Annotated in this window: 13 protein-coding genes; 6 read left to right on the forward strand and 7 right to left on the reverse strand. The window is 65.6% G+C overall.

Going from position 1 to position 17,649, the window contains the following annotated elements; translation table 11 throughout:
• Positions 1 to 84: 84 nt before the first annotated feature.
• The 4 genes from ileS (at position 85) to dut (ending at position 5,206) form a co-directional block, all read left to right on the forward strand.
• Positions 85 to 2,922: an isoleucine--tRNA ligase gene (ileS, locus tag ACV22V_RS11755; RefSeq protein WP_448013940.1), complete on the forward strand. Its 2,838-nt coding sequence runs from the start codon at positions 85 to 87 to the stop codon at positions 2,920 to 2,922.
• A gap of 2 nt (positions 2,923 to 2,924) precedes the next feature.
• Positions 2,925 to 3,425, forward strand: coding sequence for a signal peptidase II (lspA, locus tag ACV22V_RS11760; protein WP_059527727.1), 501 nt, complete (start codon positions 2,925 to 2,927; stop codon positions 3,423 to 3,425).
• Between the two features lie 67 nt (positions 3,426 to 3,492).
• Positions 3,493 to 4,704: a bifunctional phosphopantothenoylcysteine decarboxylase/phosphopantothenate--cysteine ligase CoaBC gene (gene coaBC / locus ACV22V_RS11765; protein WP_059527730.1), complete on the forward strand. Its 1,212-nt coding sequence runs from the start codon at positions 3,493 to 3,495 to the stop codon at positions 4,702 to 4,704.
• A 55-nt stretch (positions 4,705 to 4,759) separates the two neighbouring features.
• The gene (gene dut, locus ACV22V_RS11770) at positions 4,760 to 5,206 is read left to right on the forward strand and encodes a dUTP diphosphatase (RefSeq protein WP_059468295.1); all 447 of its coding nucleotides are present in this window, start codon (positions 4,760 to 4,762) and stop codon (positions 5,204 to 5,206) included.
• Between the two features lie 54 nt (positions 5,207 to 5,260).
• Here the strand turns inward: dut and ACV22V_RS11775 are convergent, their stop codons facing one another.
• The 4 genes from ACV22V_RS11775 to clpS form a co-directional block, all read right to left on the reverse strand.
• The gene (locus ACV22V_RS11775) at positions 5,261 to 6,031 is read right to left on the reverse strand and encodes a COG4705 family protein (protein WP_059701856.1); all 771 of its coding nucleotides are present in this window, start codon (positions 6,029 to 6,031) and stop codon (positions 5,261 to 5,263) included.
• A gap of 141 nt (positions 6,032 to 6,172) precedes the next feature.
• Entirely contained in the window at positions 6,173 to 7,552 is a 1,380-nt protein-coding gene (locus ACV22V_RS11780) for an amino acid permease (RefSeq protein ID WP_448013943.1), read from the reverse strand.
• A gap of 103 nt (positions 7,553 to 7,655) precedes the next feature.
• On the reverse strand, positions 7,656 to 9,956 hold the full coding sequence (clpA, locus tag ACV22V_RS11785) for an ATP-dependent Clp protease ATP-binding subunit ClpA (RefSeq protein ID WP_448013944.1): 2,301 nt from the start codon (positions 9,954 to 9,956) through the stop codon (positions 7,656 to 7,658).
• On the reverse strand, positions 9,953 to 10,267 hold the full coding sequence (clpS, locus tag ACV22V_RS11790; protein WP_006398529.1) for an ATP-dependent Clp protease adapter ClpS: 315 nt from the start codon (positions 10,265 to 10,267) through the stop codon (positions 9,953 to 9,955). The genes clpA and clpS overlap by 4 nt, the downstream gene beginning before the upstream one ends.
• A 548-nt stretch (positions 10,268 to 10,815) precedes the next feature.
• Here clpS and ACV22V_RS11795 point away from each other — a divergent pair.
• A complete protein-coding gene (locus tag ACV22V_RS11795) occupies positions 10,816 to 11,019 on the forward strand; it encodes a cold-shock protein (protein WP_004196460.1) in 204 nt (67 codons plus the stop codon).
• A gap of 179 nt (positions 11,020 to 11,198) precedes the next feature.
• Here ACV22V_RS11795 and ACV22V_RS11800 read toward each other — a convergent pair whose 3' ends face one another.
• Positions 11,199 to 12,806, reverse strand: coding sequence for a multicopper oxidase family protein (locus ACV22V_RS11800; protein WP_448013945.1), 1,608 nt, complete (start codon positions 12,804 to 12,806; stop codon positions 11,199 to 11,201).
• 692 nt (positions 12,807 to 13,498) lie between these two features.
• Between ACV22V_RS11800 and ACV22V_RS11805 the strand changes: the two genes are divergently transcribed.
• Positions 13,499 to 13,723, forward strand: a complete 225-nt coding sequence (locus tag ACV22V_RS11805) for a hypothetical protein (protein ID WP_223964990.1) — start codon at positions 13,499 to 13,501, stop codon at positions 13,721 to 13,723.
• A 134-nt stretch (positions 13,724 to 13,857) separates the two neighbouring features.
• Here ACV22V_RS11805 and ACV22V_RS11810 read toward each other — a convergent pair whose 3' ends face one another.
• Both ACV22V_RS11810 and icd read right to left on the reverse strand, forming a co-directional pair.
• Positions 13,858 to 16,086 carry an NADP-dependent isocitrate dehydrogenase gene (locus ACV22V_RS11810; RefSeq protein WP_448013947.1) on the reverse strand — a complete coding sequence of 743 codons (2,229 nt, stop codon included), beginning with the start codon at positions 16,084 to 16,086 and terminating at the stop codon, positions 13,858 to 13,860.
• Between the two features lie 280 nt (positions 16,087 to 16,366).
• The gene (gene icd / locus ACV22V_RS11815; protein WP_044845581.1) at positions 16,367 to 17,623 is read right to left on the reverse strand and encodes an NADP-dependent isocitrate dehydrogenase; all 1,257 of its coding nucleotides are present in this window, start codon (positions 17,621 to 17,623) and stop codon (positions 16,367 to 16,369) included.
• Positions 17,624 to 17,649: the final 26 nt, after the last annotated feature.

A 17,649-nucleotide genomic window follows, 5' to 3' on the forward strand; every position in this document is an offset into this window, starting at 1 on the left:
GCGCCGCACCCTCGCGCCGCCGACACGCGCGCATCCCCGATTCACGACGCACGAGCGTCCCCCGATTTAGATAGCGATCCCATCATGAGCAACAAGAAAGCCGATTCGAAACCGCAGGCCAAGTATCCGGTCAACCTGCTCGACACGCCGTTCCCGATGCGCGGCGACCTGCCCAAGCGCGAACCGCAGTGGGTCAAGGAATGGGAAGAGCGCGGCATCTACGACAAGATCCGCGCGGCCAGCCAGGGCCGGCCGAAGTTCATCCTGCACGACGGCCCTCCGTATGCGAACGGCGACATCCACCTCGGTCACGCGGTCAACAAGATCCTGAAGGACATCGTCGTGAAGTCGCGCAACATGGCCGGCTTCGACGCGCCGTACGTGCCGGGCTGGGATTGCCACGGGATGCCGATCGAGATCCAGATCGAGAAGCAGTTCGGCAAGTCGCTGCCGGCGGCCGAAGTGATGAGCAAGGCGCGCGCGTACGCGACCGAGCAGATCGAGAAGCAGAAGGTCGGCTTCAAGCGCCTCGGCGTGCTCGGCGACTGGTCGAACCCGTACAAGACGATGAACTTCGTCAACGAGGCGGAAGAGATCCGCGCGCTCGGCAAGATCATCGAGAAGGGCTACGTGTATCGCGGGCTGAAGCCGGTGAACTGGTGCTTCGACTGCGGCTCGGCACTCGCCGAGGCGGAAGTCGAGTACAAGGACCGCACCGACCCGACGATCGACGTGATGTTCGCGTTCGCGGAACCGGAAAAGACCGCGCAGGCGTTCGGCCTGCCGGCGCTGCCGCGCGCCGAGGGCGGCATCGTGATCTGGACCACCACGCCGTGGACGATCCCCGCCAACCAGGCGCTCAACCTCCATCCGGAAATCGTCTACGCGCTGGTCGACACCGAGCGCGGGCTGCTGATCATCGCGGAAGAACGCGTCGAAGCCTGCATGGCCGACTTCAAGCTGACGGGCCGCGTCGTCGCGACCACGCCCGGCGTGAAGCTCGCGAACCTGCGCTTCCACCACCCGCTCGCATCGGCCCACCCCGGCTACAAGCGCACCGCGCCCGTCTACCTCGGCGACTACGTGACGACCGACACGGGTACCGGCGTCGTGCACTCGTCGCCGGCTTACGGCATCGAGGACTTCCAGTCGTGCAAGGCGCACGGGATGACCGATTCGGACTTCATCAACCCGGTGATGGGCGACGGCCGCTACATCGAATCGCTGCCGCTGTTCGGCGGCCTGTCGATCTGGGACGCGAACCCGAAGATCGTCGACGCGCTGAACGCAGCCGGCTCGCTGCTGCGCAGCGAGAAGTACACGCACAGCTACATGCACTGCTGGCGCCACAAGACGCCGATCATCTACCGCGCGACGTCGCAGTGGTTCGCCGGCATGGACGTCAAGCCGCGCGACGACGGCAAGACGCTGCGCGAAACCGCGCTCGAAGGCGTCGAGGCGACCGCGTTCTATCCGTCGTGGGGCAAGCAGCGCCTGTTCAGCATGATCGCGAACCGTCCCGACTGGACGCTGTCGCGCCAGCGCCAATGGGGCGTGCCGATGGCGTTCTTCGTGCACAAGGAAACCGGCGAGCTGCACCCGCGCACGCTCGAGCTGCTCGAGGAAGTCGCGAAACGCGTCGAGCAGTCGGGCATCGAGGCGTGGCAGACGCTCGACCCGCGCGAGCTGATCGGCGACGACGCGAACCTGTACGAAAAGAACCGCGACACGCTCGACGTGTGGTTCGACTCGGGCACGACGCACTGGCACGTGCTGCGCGGCTCGCACAAGGATCAGCTGCAGTTCCCGGCCGACCTGTACCTCGAAGGCTCGGACCAGCACCGCGGCTGGTTCCACTCGTCGCTGCTGACCGCGTCGATGATCGACGGCCGCGCGCCGTACAAGGGCCTGCTCACGCACGGCTTCACGGTCGACGGCGAAGGCCGCAAGATGAGCAAGTCGCTCGGCAACGGCATCGATCCGCATGAAGTCGCGAACCGTCTCGGCGCGGAAATCATCCGCCTGTGGATCGCATCGACCGACTATTCGGGCGAGCTCGCGATCTCCGAGGAAATCCTGAAGCGCGTGACGGAAGGCTATCGCCGCATCCGCAACACGCTGCGCTTCCTGCTCGCGAACCTGTCGGACTTCGACTTCGCGCAGCACGCGGTGCCGGTCGGCGAATGGCTCGAGATCGACCGCTACGCGGTCGCGTTCTCCGCGCAACTGCAGACGGAACTGCTCGGCCACTACGAGAAGTACGAGTTCCATCCGGTCGTCGCGAAGCTGCAGACGTACTGCTCGGAAGACCTCGGCGGCTTCTACCTCGACGTGCTCAAGGACCGCCTGTACACGAGCGCGCCCGATTCGCGCGCCCGTCGCTCCGCGCAGACCGCGCTGTACCACCTGACGCACGGGCTGCTGCGCGTGCTCGCGCCGTTCCTGTCGTTCACCGCGGAAGAAGCGTGGAAGGTGTTCCAGCCGGCCAGCGACACCGTGTTCACGGAAACCTACTACACGTATCCGGAAGTCGCCGGGGCGGCCGCGCTGATCGAGAAGTGGGCGCTGCTGCGCGACGTGCGCGGCAACGTGACGAAGGCGCTCGAGGAGGCACGCACCGCGAACCGCATCGGTTCGTCGCTGCAGGCGGAAGTGGCCGTGCATGCGAGCGGCGCGCGCTACGACGCCCTCGCGAGCCTCGGCGAAGATCTGAAGTTCGTGCTGATCACGTCGGCGGCGACGGTCGTGAAGGTCGACGACGAAGCGCAGGAAAGCGTCGACGTCGCGGCGTCGAAGTACCAGAAGTGCGAACGCTGCTGGCACTACCGCGAGGACGTCGGCGCGCACGCCGATCATCCGACGCTGTGCGGCCGCTGCTTCTCGAACCTGTTTGAAAACGGCGAAAACCGGAGCGCTGCTTGAATATGGCGAAGACTGTGTCGAAACCGGCCAGCGGCGCGCTCGCGCCCTGGCTCGGCATTTCGCTGATCGTGATTCTGTTCGACCAGCTGTCGAAGATCGCGATCCTGAAAACGTTCGCGTACGGCGCGCAGCATGCGCTGACGTCGTTCTTCAACCTCGTGCTGGTGTACAACCGCGGCGCCGCGTTCGGCTTCCTGTCGACCGCGAGCGGCTGGCAGCGCTGGGCGTTCACCGCGCTCGGCATCGGCGCGACGCTCGTGATCTGCTTCCTGCTGCGCCGTCACGGCCAGCAGCGGCTGTTCAGCCTGTCGCTCGCGCTGATCCTCGGCGGCGCGCTCGGCAACGTGATCGACCGGCTGATCTACGGCCACGTGATCGACTTTCTCGATTTCCACCTCGGCGCCTGGCACTTCCCGGCGTTCAACCTCGCCGATTCCGCGATCACGATCGGTGCGGTGCTGCTGATCTACGACGAACTGCGTCGCGTGCGCGGCTCGCGCTGAGCGCGCATACTCGGTGTCGACGGCCGGCTTTGCGCCGGCCGTTCCGTTTGACCCTTGGAGGCCTGAGTTGGCACACGCAGAACTCGCAGGAAAACACCTCGTTCTCGGCCTGACGGGCGGCATCGCCTGCTACAAGATCGCCGAGCTCACCCGGCTGCTGACGAAGGCGGGCGCGACCGTGCAGGTCGCGATGACCGAAGCCGCCACGCAGTTCATCACGCCCGTGACGATGCAGGCGCTGTCCGGCCGGCCCGTCTACACGAGCCAGTGGGATGCGCGCATCGACAACAACATGGCGCACATCGACCTGTCGCGCGAAGCCGACGCGATCGTGATCGCGCCCGCGTCGACGGATTTCCTCGCGAAGCTCGCGCACGGATTCGCTGACGACCTGCTGTCGACGCTGTGCATCGCGCGCGACTGCCCGCTGCTCGTCGTGCCCGCGATGAACCGCCAGATGTGGCAGAACCCGGCCACGCAGCGCAACGCCGCGCAACTGCGCGCCGACGGCGTGACGGTGCTCGGCCCCGATTCGGGCGCGCAGGCGTGCGGCGAAGTCGGCGACGGACGCATGCTCGAACCCGAGGCGATCTACGAAGCGATCGTCGCGCACTTCGCGCCGAAGGTGCTCGCGCACCGTCGCGTGCTGATCACGGCCGGCCCGACGTTCGAGCCGCTCGATCCGGTGCGCGGCCTCACGAACCGCTCGAGCGGCAAGATGGGCTTCGCGCTCGCGCGCGCCGCGCAGCAGGCCGGCGCCGACGTGCATCTCGTCGCGGGGCCGGTTGCGCTCGACACGCCGTGGGGCGTATACCGCCAGGACGTGCAGACGGCACAGCAGATGTACGACGCGGTGATGCAAGCCGTGTCCGACGCCGACATCTTCATCGCGGTGGCCGCGGTTGCCGACTGGCGCGTCGATCATCCGGCCGAGCACAAGATGAAGAAGACGGCCGACCGCAAGATGCCGGCGCTCGCGTTCGTCGAGAACCCGGACATCCTCGCGTCGGTCGCGGCGCTGCCCGATCCGCCGTATTGCGTCGGGTTCGCGGCCGAAAGCGGCGACCTCGACGTGCACGGCGACGAGAAGCGCAAGCGCAAGAACGTGCCGCTCCTGGTCGGCAATCTCGGCCCGTTGACGTTCGGCCGCGACGACAACGAAGTCGTGCTGTTCGAGGCGGCCGGCCTCACGCGCCTGCCGCGCGCCCCGAAGGACGAACTCGCGCACGTGCTCGTCGCGGAAATCGCGAAGCGCCTGCCGGACAACCGCCTGATCTGATCACCCGCGCGGCGGCCCGCGCCGCCGCGCCCTTCCCGACCGATTCGACGACCGCATGAAACTCGATCTGAAGATTCTCGACGCGCGCATGCGCGACTACCTGCCCGCCTACGCCACCACGGGCAGCGCGGGCCTCGACCTGCGCGCGTGTCTCGACGCGCCCGTCACGCTGCAGCCTGGCGAAACGACGCTCGTGCCGACCGGCCTCGCGATTCACCTCGCGGATCCCGGCTACGCGGCGCTGATCCTGCCGCGCTCGGGCCTCGGCCACAAGCACGGCATCGTGCTCGGCAACCTCGTCGGCCTGATCGATTCCGACTACCAGGGCCAGCTGATGATCTCGACGTGGAACCGCGGCCAGACCGAGTTCGTGCTGAACCCGTTCGAGCGGCTCGCGCAGCTCGTGATCGTGCCGGTCGTGCAGGCGCAATTCAACATCGTCGACGACTTCGCGCAAAGCGATCGCGGCGAAGGCGGCTTCGGCAGCACCGGCCGACACTGAACGACGCCATGCAAAAAAGGGGCCTCGCGGCCCCTTTCCTTTTTCCGCGACCGTTCACCGATCGGCCGTCTGCGCAATCCGCGCGGGTACGAGCTCGCGTCGCCGCGCCTGCACGATGATCGCGTAGATCACCATCGCGACGAGTACGCCGAGCAGCACCGCCGACGATCCGACGGTGCCGAGCGCGAGCCCGCCCTTGGCAACCGGTTTCGTCAGCAGGTCGCCGACCGTCGCCCCGAACGGACGCGTGAGCACGAACGCGGCCCAGAACAGCAGCACGCCCGAAATGCGCGTGAAATAGTGGGCCAGCACGATCAGTGCGAGCAGCCCGCCGATCAGCAGCGCGCCGCCGCCGAAGCCGAGGCCCGAGCTGTCCGCGAGAAAATCGCCGAGTGCGGTGCCGAGCGTGTTCGAGAACAGGATCGCGATCCAGTACAGCAGTTCGACCTTGCGCGTGCGGATCAGGTCGACCGACAGCGATTCGCCGCTCAGCCGCCATACCGCGAAGATCGCCAGCAGGATCGCGACGAGAATCGACGAGCCGGCGGCATAGCCGAGGCCGAGCGTCCGGTCCATGAAATCGGACATCGTCGTGCCGGCGGTGCTCGTCGCGACGATCACCGCCCAGTAGATCGCCGGGCGATACTGCGTCGTTCTGAGCTGGGCGCCCAGCGTCACGAGAAAGAAGCCGAACAGCAGGATCGAGCTCACCGCATAGCCGACGTTCAGCGTCATCGACAGCAGGTCGCCGCCGGTCTCGCCGAGCGTCGTCGCGCAGATCTTCATGATCCAGAACGCGAGCGTGATTTCAGGAAGTTTGTTCATTCGAACCCCTTTATACAGATGGCGACGGACTGGCGTGCGCCAGCCCGGATCGCGGACAGGTTCGAATGTAGTCGCCGCCGGCTTAACGGAACCTTAGCGGTGTGGCAGCGCCGCGCGGCCCACGGCGCGCGCAGCCACGCGTCAACGCGCGTGCCGGTGCCGGTAGTGCAGTGCGTACGCGAGCGTCAGCAGCACGACGAACACGACGCCGACCACCATCGTCATCCGGAATTCGCGCGTGAAAGCGGTCGTCAGCAGGATCGCGCCGACGAGCCCCGCACCGAGCAGGCTGCCGAACGGGTGCCCCCACATCCGGAACGCGAGCGCCGGGCCGCGATATTGCGCGCGAAAACGCAGGTGCGTGACGAAGATCATCAGCCATGTGAACAGTGCGCCGAACATCGCGATCGCCATCATCACGGTGAACGCGGTATCCGGCGACAGCGCGACCAGCACCGCCGCGACCGCGACGCCGCTGGTCGAGATCCACAGCGCCGCACGCGGCACGCCGTTGTTGCCGAGCCGGCCGAACACGGCCGGCGCGAGCCGCGCGCGCGACAGGCTGAACATCATCCGCGTCGTCACGTAGAGCTGGCTGTTCATCGCCGACAGCGCCGCGATCAGCAACACGAAGTTGATCACGCCGGCCGCAAACGGCACGTGCGTCGCGGCCATCACCTTCACGAACGGGCTTTCGTCGGTGCCGGCCTGCGTCCAGGGCACGATCGCGAGCATCAGCGACAGCGTGAGCAGGTAGAACAGCACGAGCCGGAACACCGTCGAGCGGAACGCGCGCGTGACCGCATGCTGCGGATCGCGCGCCTCGCCGGCCGCGATCGCGACCGCCTCGATGCTCATGTAGCTGAAGATCGCGACGATCACCGCGACCCACGTGCCCCACGGCCCTTTCGGCATGAAGCCGTCGTGCGCGGTGTAGTTCGCGAAGCCGATGCCCGAGGCCGCCGGCGCCGCCCACACGAGATACGCGCCGAGCGCGATGAACACGACGATCGCCGCGATCTTCAGCAACGAGAACGCATATTCGACCGACCCGTACAGCGTGACGCTCGCGAGGTTCACCGCGATCAGCAGCGCGGAGAAGCCGATCACCCAGTACCAGCCGGGCACGGCGGGGAACCAGTACTTCATGAAGACGGCGATCGCGCTGATCTCGGTGCCGATCGCGAACACGACCGCGAACCAGTACGCATAGCGCACGAGAAAGCCCGCGAGCGGGCCGACGTAATGCTCGGCGTACGCACCGAACGAGCCGGCCGTCGGATGCGCGACCGTCATTTCCGCGAGCGCGCCCATCAGCAGCAGCGCGATCAGCGCGCCAATCGCGTACGAAACCAGCACGCTCGGGCCCGCGAGCCCGATCGCGAACCCGCTGCCGAGGAACAGCCCCGTGCCGATCGCGCCGCCGATCGCGATCATCGCCATCTGCCCCGACGTCAGCGCATGGCGCAATCCTTGTTCGCGCGCGACGATGTTGTCGAACGACCGTTGTTGTTGTGTCACCGCGTTACCACTCCCCTGCACCACCATCGCGCCACCGGCGCCAGATAAAGCGAAACGGCGCGGAAAACTTCCCGCGCCGTTCGCATGAACAACGAATTATCGCTTACTCGACTTCGACCGTCTCTTCGTTCGGCTTGTGCGGCGGATTCGCCAGCTTGTCGAACGACAACTGCACCTTGTCGTTTTCGTCGACGTCGACCGTCACGTGACCGCCATTGACGAGCTTGCCGAACAGCAGTTCATCGGCGAGCGCGCGACGGATCGTGTCCTGGATCAGCCGCTGCATCGGCCGCGCGCCCATCAGCGGGTCGAAGCCATGCTTCGCGAGATGCTTGCGCAACGCGTCGGTGAAGAGCGCGTCGACCTTCTTCTCGTGCAGCTGCTCCTCGAGCTGGATCAGGAACTTGTCGACCACGCGCATGATGATTTCCTCATCGAGCGAGCGGAAGCTGATGATCGCATCCAGACGGTTGCGGAACTCCGGCGTGAACAGGCGCTTGATGTCGGTCATCTCGTCGCCCGTCTCGCGGCGCGTCGTGAAGCCGATCGTCGCCTTCTGCATCGACTCGGCGCCCGCATTCGTCGTCATGATGATGATGACGTTGCGGAAATCCGCCTTGCGGCCGTTGTTGTCCGTCAGCGTGCCGTGGTCCATCACCTGCAGCAGCACGTTGAAGATGTCCGGATGCGCCTTCTCGATTTCGTCGAGCAGCAGCACGCAGTGCGGCTTCTTCGTGACGGCTTCGGTCAGGAGGCCGCCCTGGTCGAACCCGACGTAGCCCGGCGGCGCGCCGATCAGGCGGCTCACCGCGTGACGCTCCATGTATTCCGACATGTCGAAGCGGATCAGCTCGATGCCGAGCGTGAACGCGAGCTGGCGCGCCACTTCGGTCTTGCCGACGCCCGTCGGGCCGGAAAACAGGAACGCGCCGATCGGCTTGTCCATCTTGCCGAGGCCCGCACGCGCCATCTTGATCGACGCCGCGAGCGCGTCGATCGCCGGATCCTGGCCGAACACGACGCTCTTCAGGTCGCGATCGAGCGTCTGCAGCTTGCTGCGATCGTCCTGCGACACGCTCTGCGCCGGCACGCGCGCGATCTTCGAGATGATTTCCTCGATCTCGCTCTTGCCGATCGTCTTCTTCTGCTTCGACTTCGGCAGGATGCGCTGCGCGGCGCCCGCTTCGTCGATCACGTCGATCGCCTTGTCGGGCAGGTGACGGTCGGTGATGAAGCGTGCCGACAACTCGGCCGCGGCCGACAGCGCACCCGACGAATACTTGACGCCGTGATGCTCCTCGAAGCGCGACTTCAGCCCGCGCAGGATCGCGACCGTCTGCTCGACGGTCGGCTCCGTCACGTCGACCTTCTGGAAGCGCCGCGACAGCGCCGCGTCCTTTTCGAAGATGCCGCGATATTCGGTGAACGTGGTCGCGCCGATGCACTTGAGCGTGCCCGACGACAGCGCCGGCTTCAGCAGGTTCGATGCGTCGAGCGTGCCGCCCGAAGCGGCGCCCGCGCCGATCAGCGTGTGAATTTCGTCGATGAACAGGATCGCGTGCGGCCGTTCCTTCAGCTCCTTCAGCACCGTCTTCAGACGCTGCTCGAAGTCGCCGCGATACTTGGTGCCCGCGAGCAGCGCGCCCATGTCGAGCGAATACACCTGTGCGTTCGCGAGGATGTCCGGCACTTCGCCGCGCGTGATGCGATAGGCGAGCCCTTCCGCGATCGCGGTCTTGCCGACGCCGGCTTCGCCGACGAGCAGCGGATTGTTCTTGCGGCGGCGGCACAGCACCTGCACGACGCGCTCGACTTCCGGCTCGCGACCGATCAGCGGATCGATGCGGCCGTCCTTCGCCATCTGGTTCAGGTTCTGCGTGAACTGCGCGAGCGGGGTTTCCTTTTGCGTGTTCGCGTCTTCGCTTTCCGCGTTCGCGTCGGCCGACTTCGCGGCTTCGCCGCCGTTCGTCTTCGCGATGCCGTGCGAAATGAAGTTCACCACGTCCAGGCGCGTGACGCCCTGCTGCTGCAGGTAATAGACGGCGTGCGAGTCTTTCTCGCCGAAGATCGCGACCAGCACGTTCGCGCCGGTGACTTCCTTCTTGCCGTTCGACGTCGACTGGACGTGCATGATCGCGCGCTGGATCACGCGCTGGAAACCGAGCGTCGGCTGGGTATCGACATCGTCGGTGCCCGGGACGGTAGGTGTGTTGTCGTGGATGAAATTGCGCAGGTTCTGACGCAAGTCCTCGATGTTGGCCGCACACGCGCGCAACACCTCGGCTGCCGTCGGATTATCCAGCAGGGCCAGCAGCAGATGCTCGACCGTAATGAACTCATGGCGCGCCTGGCGTGCTTCCATGAACGCCATGTGCAGGCTGACTTCCAATTCCTGGGCAATCATGCTTCCTCCATCACGCACTGCAGCGGATGCCCGGCCTGCCGCGCATGGGTAACGACTTGCTCAACCTTGGTCGACGCGATGTCCCGCGTATAGACCCCACAAACCCCTCGCCCTTCACGATGGACCTTCAGCATGATCTGCGTGGCCGTCTCGCGATCCTTCTTGAAATACTCCTGTACGACCATCACGACGAACTCCATCGGCGTGAAGTCGTCGTTCAGCAGCACCACCTTGTACATCGAAGGCGGCTTGAGCTTCTGCTGCTTGCGTTCCAGGACGGTGCTGTCCTGCTTGTCCGGGATAATCGCCATACACCCATTCTAAACAACTCGGACAGGCCCGCAATCCTGCCATTACCCGACCGACCGGCCGGCGCCCTCCCTGGTTCCCGACGACTCGCGATCGTCTTCGTGCCATACGAAAGCCGGCTGCGGTGCCGGCTTTCACGCGTGGCGCGGAACACGAACCGTCAGGGGGAAACCGCACCGGACCGTCGCATCCGCATCCAGTATCCCACAAGCCGGGACGACTCGATCGCGTGTCACTCGAGCCTGGTATATGAGCCGATTATGCGACTTTTCAAGTCCGCGCGCTCGGCGGCATGCTGCAAAGCAAAGCCGGAAAAACCCTGAAAATGGGTTCTTTACAACGGCCCTCTAACCGTCTAAAAATTCCGCTTGACACTCAAATAAAGAGCGCCAACAATCAAGCTGGCACTTTTTTCAACTCGTCGGTTGGCGAAATGAAAGAGGCCGAAGGTGAGCTTGTGAGGGGGGAACGGCTGTATTTTCCGGTCGTTTAGCTTTTCGAGCGTGCTCGTGGTAAGTAGCAGCGACTGTGTGACAGGGGAAGTAGGAAAATGGCAACTGGTATCGTTAAGTGGTTCAACGACGCGAAGGGCTTCGGTTTCATCACTCCCGACGAGGGCGGTGAAGATCTGTTTGCGCACTTCTCGGCCATCAACATGCAGGGCTTCAAGACCCTGAAGGAAGGCCAGAAGGTTAGCTTCGAGGTCGTTCAAGGGCCGAAGGGCAAGCAAGCGTCGAACATCCAGGCCGCGTAAAGGCACCGGATATCAGACGAAGAAACCCGGCATTGCGCCGGGTTTCTTTTTTTTCAGGCCGGCCACGCGTTAATTCGATTGGCCGGCCTTTTCGTTCAATCCCGATAATTGAACATGTATTGTCTTGTCGCACGCGCAGATCGAATGCCGTCATACGCGTGAAACATATTCAATACTCGTTACACGACCTTCAGCGTGCCCATCATGCCGAGATCCTCGTGTTCGAGAATATGGCAGTGAAACATGCGCTCGCCGGGCATGTCCTGCCTGACGAGCATCGTCACGGTCTCGCCGCTGCGCACGTTCACGGTGTCGCGCCACGCGCGGAACGGTTCGCTCGTGCGCGTGCCGTCCGATGCGCGCTCGATCACCTGGAATTGCGTGCCGTGCAAATGGAACGGATGATCCATGTCGGTGGCATTGCGAATCGCCCAGCGCTCGACGTCGCCGCGGCGGCTCGTCAGCGTCGCACGGTGCGGCGCGTAGGTCGCGCCGTTGATCGTGAAGCGCATCCCGGCCGGGCGGCCATGCGCCGGGCCGTTCATCATCGCGTCCATGTCCATCTCCTCGCCGAACGCGACCTCCTTGTGCGTAACCGGTTCGCCCAGGGCGGGCACCGCGCGCAGCGTGGCCGGCAGCGCACGGGCGGCGGCCGGTGCGAACGTGACGTCGGCAAGCGGCAGCGCCGGATCGGGCGGCAGACTGCCGTGGCCGCCGTCGTGCGACATCGCCATCTTGCGGCGGTCGTATTCGGCCGCCTGCAGCACCGCGCGTGACGCGCGATCGCCCGCGCGCACCAGCAGTTCCGCGCGCTCGCCCGGCGCGAGCACCAGCGACGTCACGCGGCGCGGCGCATCGAACAGCCCGCCGTCGGTGCCGACCTGCTCGAACGCTCGGCCGTCGTCGAACGCAACGCGCAGGTAGCGCGCGCTGCACGCGTTCCACACGCGCCAGCGCTCGTCGCCCGCGACGTCGATCCGCGGCCGGCGCGCACCGTTGACCAGCACGAACTGACCTTCGCGGCCGTTCATCCAGTCCATCATGTCGTTCGGCGGAATCGTGCCGTCGCGCGCGAGCTTCAGGTCGGACACGAACAGGTTGCGCTCGGGCCAGCCGGCGAGCGGATCGTCGGCGGCACGCACGACGAACGGGCCCGCCAGCCCGCGGAACACCTGCTCGGCGGTCATCATGTGCGGATGCGGGTGATACCAGTAGGTGCCGGCGCACCCCTTCGGCAGCGTGAAGCGATACACGCGCGACGCGCCCGGCGCGACGGGATCGGACGGGTTGCCGTCCTGGTCGGGCGGCACCGGCAGGCCGTGCCAGTGGATCGTCGACGGCTGCGGCAGCTTGTTCACGAAGCGGATTTCGACCGTGTCGCCCTCGCGCACGTCGATCAGCGGCCCGACCACCGGCCCTTGCGTGCCCGCGCCGAATTGCCAGAACGTCGTCGGACGCGCACCGCGCAGCATCGGACGCACGACCGGCTGGGCGACCAGCGTCGCGCGGAACGTGCCGGGCTCGCGGCTTTCGTTCGCGAGCGTGCGCAGCGACGCGAGCGGCGCGCCGGACGGCAGCGCATCGGCCGCCGCGAGCGCGGCCGGCGCCGGTTTCGCGTGCTGCGCGTGGTCTGCCATCCCTGACATGCCCGACATCCCCGGCATGTCGTCCATCTGATCCATGCCGGCCATGCCCGTATGACCGGCATGCTGCGCCCAGGCGGTGCGCGCAAACAGCGATGCCGCCGCAACGCCGATGGCGTGCGACAGGAAGGTTCTCCGTATCATCAATCGTTCCTCGTTATTCGTGCTGCGTCGCGCGGCCGTCGCGACGCTCGCGCCGGCCGGCACGGAGAAGCGCTCGTGCGCGACGCGAATCCTGATGCCCGCGTCATCATAACCGCAGCCCCCGGCCGAGGCGCCGCGACGGCGAGCGAGCGTCGATACGACGCAGCGCGCGGCCGGTCGGACGAACGGACCGGAGACCGGGATCGTCGAGCGTTTTCGATCGTCGCCGGGTGCTGCGGCGCCTCACTGCAATCGGCACCGACGGGCGGCCTTCGCCGCCCGCTTTCGCCACGCCCCGTCGAGACGATTCGCCCCTGCCGCTCATCCCGCGATCGGCTTGCCGGGCGCCACTCATATGCGAACCCGCCAATTTTTCACGATGCGGAACAAGTCCCTGCGTTATAAAAATTCGTGGTGCACGGCACAAATTCGTTGTTTCGCGATGCCAAAAAACGTTCCGCAATACAAAACGTGCGAAATAAACCACTGTTTTTACGGAAGAATTTTTGTTTCGAGAAACCACTCTACGCGCGCCATCGGGCGCGGCCCCGGACGTAGACTTTGTTCCATGCACTGACGCTTCGCCACGACGGTCGATACGGAATCCGGCGCAAGCAGCCAGTCGGGCCACAGCCGGACGAACCGGCGGGCGGCACAACAGAATCGCTTGTGATCAGAAAGGGAGAACGGAAATGAAGGGATTTCGCTTTGGTTCAGCGCTCGGGTCGTTCTACATCCTGCCGGGTAACGGCGGCTGGGAAGCGACGTTCGGCAACGCCCTGCTCGGCGCGTTCTCGTGCCCGGAAGTGGCGGCCGACCACATCTCCCGCGGCGACTGCGAGCAACTGTCCGAACTGGATACGGCCACGCTCGAAGTGCCGCACGAAATCGCCGAGTGGGAAATCGTGCACATCTGAATGGCACGCCGGCAACGAAAAACGCCCCAGGTGACCGGGGCGTTTTCATGTTCGGCGGAACGGCGAGCCGCCAGGCCCGCCGCATCGGCTGGTGCCGCCGCCGCTGCCGTGGCGCGCGCGGGAGCGCGCCCGCGTCAGGCGACTGCGTCGACGATGCCGTTCAGCGTTGCGCTCGGACGCATCGCCCGGCTCGTCAGCTCGACGTTCGGACGGTAGTAGCCGCCGATCGCCTGCGCGCTGCCCTGCGCCGCCGACAGTTCTTCGAGGATGCGCGCCTCGTTGTCGGACAGCACCTTCGCGACGCCTTCGAACTGCGCCTTCAGCGCGGCGTCCTCGGTCTGCTCGGCCAGCGCCTGCGCCCAGTAGAGGCACAGATAGAAGTGGCTGCCGCGGTTGTCGAGGCCGCCGACCTTGCGCGCCGGCGATTTGTTCTCGTCCAGGAACTTGCCGGTCGCCTGGTCGAGCGTCTTCGCGAGCACGAGCGCCTTCGGGTTCTGATACGCGTTGCCGAGATGTTCGAGCGACGCGGCCAGCGCGAGGAATTCGCCGAGCGAATCCCAGCGCAGGAAGCCTTCCTCGACGAACTGCTGCACGTGCTTCGGAGCCGAACCGCCCGCGCCCGTTTCGAACATCCCGCCGCCGGCCATCAGCGGCACGATCGACAGCATCTTCGCGCTGGTGCCGAGTTCCATGATCGGGAACAGGTCGGTCAGGTAGTCGCGCAGCACGTTGCCCGTGACCGAGATCGTGTCCTTGCCCGCGCGGATGCGCTCGAGCGAGAAGCGCGTGGCGTCTTCCGGCGTCATGATGCGGATGTCGAGGCCGTTCGTGTCGTGATCCTTCAGGTAGCGTTCGACCTTCGCGATGATCTGCGCGTCGTGCGCCCGTGCCGGATCGAGCCAGAACACGGCCGGCGCGCCGGTCGCGCGGGCACGGTTCACCGCGAGCTTGACCCAGTCCTGCACCGGCGCGTCCTTCGTCTGGCACATGCGCCAGATGTCGCCCGACTCGACCGCGTGCTCGAGCAGCACGTTGCCGGCGTCGTCCGTGACGCGCACGACGCCGTCGGCCGGGATCTGGAACGTCTTGTCGTGCGAACCGTATTCCTCGGCTGCCTGCGCCATCAGGCCGACGTTCGGCACGCTGCCCATCGTGACCGGATCGAATGCGCCGTGTTGCTTGCAGTCCTCGATCACGGCCTGGTAGACACCCGCGTAGCAGCGGTCCGGAATCACGGCCTTCGCGTCGTACAGTTCGCCGTCCGGGCCCCACATGCAGCCCGACTCGCGGATCATCGCCGGCATCGATGCGTCGACGATCACGTCGCTCGGCACGTGCAGGTTCGTGATGCCCTTGTCCGAGTTGACCATCGCGAGGCGCGGACGCGCTGCGTATTCGGCCTTGACGTCGGCTTCGATCGCTTCGCGCGTGTCGGCCGGCAGGTCCTTCAGGCGCGCGTACAGGTCGCCGATGCCGTTGTTCGGGTTGAAGCCGGCCTGCGCCAGCACGTCCGCGTGCTTCGCGAGCGCGTCGCGGTAGAACACCGACACGAAGTGACCGAACAGGATCGGGTCCGAGACCTTCATCATGGTCGCCTTCAGGTGCACCGAGAACAGCACGTCCTGCGCCTTCGCGTCGGCGATCTGCGCTTCGATGAAGCTGCGCAGCGCCTTGCGGCTCATCACCGATGCATCGATGACTTCACCGGCCTTCACGGCCGTCTTTTCCTTCAGCACCTTCTTGACGCCGTCGGCCGTCGTGAGTTCGATCTTCACGCTGCCGGCATCGGCGATCAGCGCCGACTTCTCGCTGCCGTAGAAGTCGCCTTCGCTCATGTGCGCGACGTGCGCCTTCGACGTCGCCTTCCATGCGCCCATCTTGTGCGGGTGCTTGCGTGCGTAGTTCTTGACCGACAGCGGCGCGCGACGGTCGGAGTTGCCTTCGCGCAGCACCGGGTTCACCGCGCTGCCCTTGATCTTGTCGTAGCGGGCCTTGACGGCCTTCTCTTCGTCGGTCGACGGCTCTTCCGGGTACGCCGGCAGCTTGTAGCCCTGCGCCTGCAATTCGGCGATCGCGGCCTTGAGCTGCGGCACCGATGCGCTGATGTTCGGCAGCTTGATGATGTTCGCTTCCGGCTTCAGCGTGAGCTGGCCCAGTTCGGCCAGATCGTCGGAACCCTTCTGCTCCGGCGGCAGGACGTCGGCGAATGCCGCGATGATGCGGCCGGCGAGCGAGATGTCGCGCGTTTCGACGGCGACGCCCGACGAGCGCGTGAAGGCCTTGACGATCGGCAGCAGCGAATAGGTCGCGAGCGCCGGCGCTTCGTCGGTGAGGGTGTAGATGATCTTGGGCGAAGTGGACATGGTCGATGCGTTGCTACGTGAAAATTTGGGACTGAGGAGCGCCGACGGTAATCGGCGGGGAGCGACCGGGTCGATCGCGAAAGGGGCGTGCCGGCTAGCCGGACAGTGGTGTTGCGAGGGCCGTCATGTTCTACCTTGCAGGGCGTGCGAGCCGCATCGCGGCGCCGCGGCCCGCATGCCGGACCGCCCTGCCAACAAACCTGCCGTTCATGAAATGCCCCGGCGCCGGCAGTAGGCGCCGGGGCTGCCGGCGGTCCGCCGGCCTGCCCCGGAAAGGGACTTACATGTTCTCGATCAGCACTTCGCCGAAGCCGGAGCACGACACCTGCGTCGCGCCTTCCATCAGGCGCGCGAAGTCGTACGTGACGCGCTTCTGCAGGATCGACTTCTCCATCGCGGCGATGATCGTATCGGCCGCTTCCGTCCAGCCGAGGTGGCGCAGCATCATTTCCGCCGACAGGATCTCGGAACCGGGGTTCACGTAATCCTTGCCCGCGTACTTCGGCGCCGTGCCGTGGGTCGCCTCGAACATCGCGACCGAATCCGACAGGTTCGCGCCCGGCGCGATCCCGATGCCGCCGACCTGAGCGGCCAGCGCGTCGGAGATGTAGTCGCCGTTCAGGTTCAGCGTCGCGATCACGTCGTATTCGGCCGGGCGCAGCAGGATCTGCTGCAGGAACGCGTCGGCGATCGAATCCTTGATGACGATCTCGTTGCCCGTCTTCGGGTTCTTCACGCGCATCCACGGGCCGCCGTCGATCAGCTCGCCGCCGAATTCCTTCTGCGCGAGCGCGTAGCCGGCGTCACGGAACAGGCCTTCCGTGAACTTCATGATGTTGCCCTTGTGCACCAGCGTGACCGACTTGCGATCGTTGTCGATCGCATACTGGATCGCCTTGCGCACGAGACGCTCGGTGCCTTCCGTCGACACGGGCTTGACGCCGATCCCCGAGGTTTCCGGGAAGCGGATCTTCTTCACGCCCATTTCTTCCTGCAGGAACTTGATGACCTTCTTCGCCTGCTCGGAGCCCGCGGCCCATTCGATGCCCGCGTAGATGTCTTCCGAGTTCTCGCGGAAGATCACCATGTCGATCTTTTGCGGCTCGCGCACCGGCGACGGCACGCCCTTGAAATACTGGACCGGGCGCAGGCACACGTAGAGGTCGAGTTCCTGGCGCAGCGCGACGTTCAGCGAACGGATGCCGCCGCCGACCGGGGTCGTGAGCGGCCCCTTGATCGACACCACGTATTCCTTCAGCACCTGCAGCGTTTCGTCCGGCAGCCACACGTCCGGACCGTACACCTTCGTCGCCTTCTCGCCCGCGAAGATCTCCATCCAGTGGATCTTGCGCTTGCCCTTGTAGGCATGCGCGACCGCCGCGTCGACGACCTTGATCATCACCGGCGTGATGTCGAAGCCCGTACCGTCGCCTTCGATATAGGGAATGATCGGCTGATCGGAAACGTTGAGCGAGAAGTCCTTGTTGACGGTGATCTTGTCACCGCCCTCCGGAACCTTGATGTGCTGATACGGCATGATCGACTCCAGTGACGTGGCTGAGC

The organism is Burkholderia sp. AW33-5 (assembly GCF_053427615.1).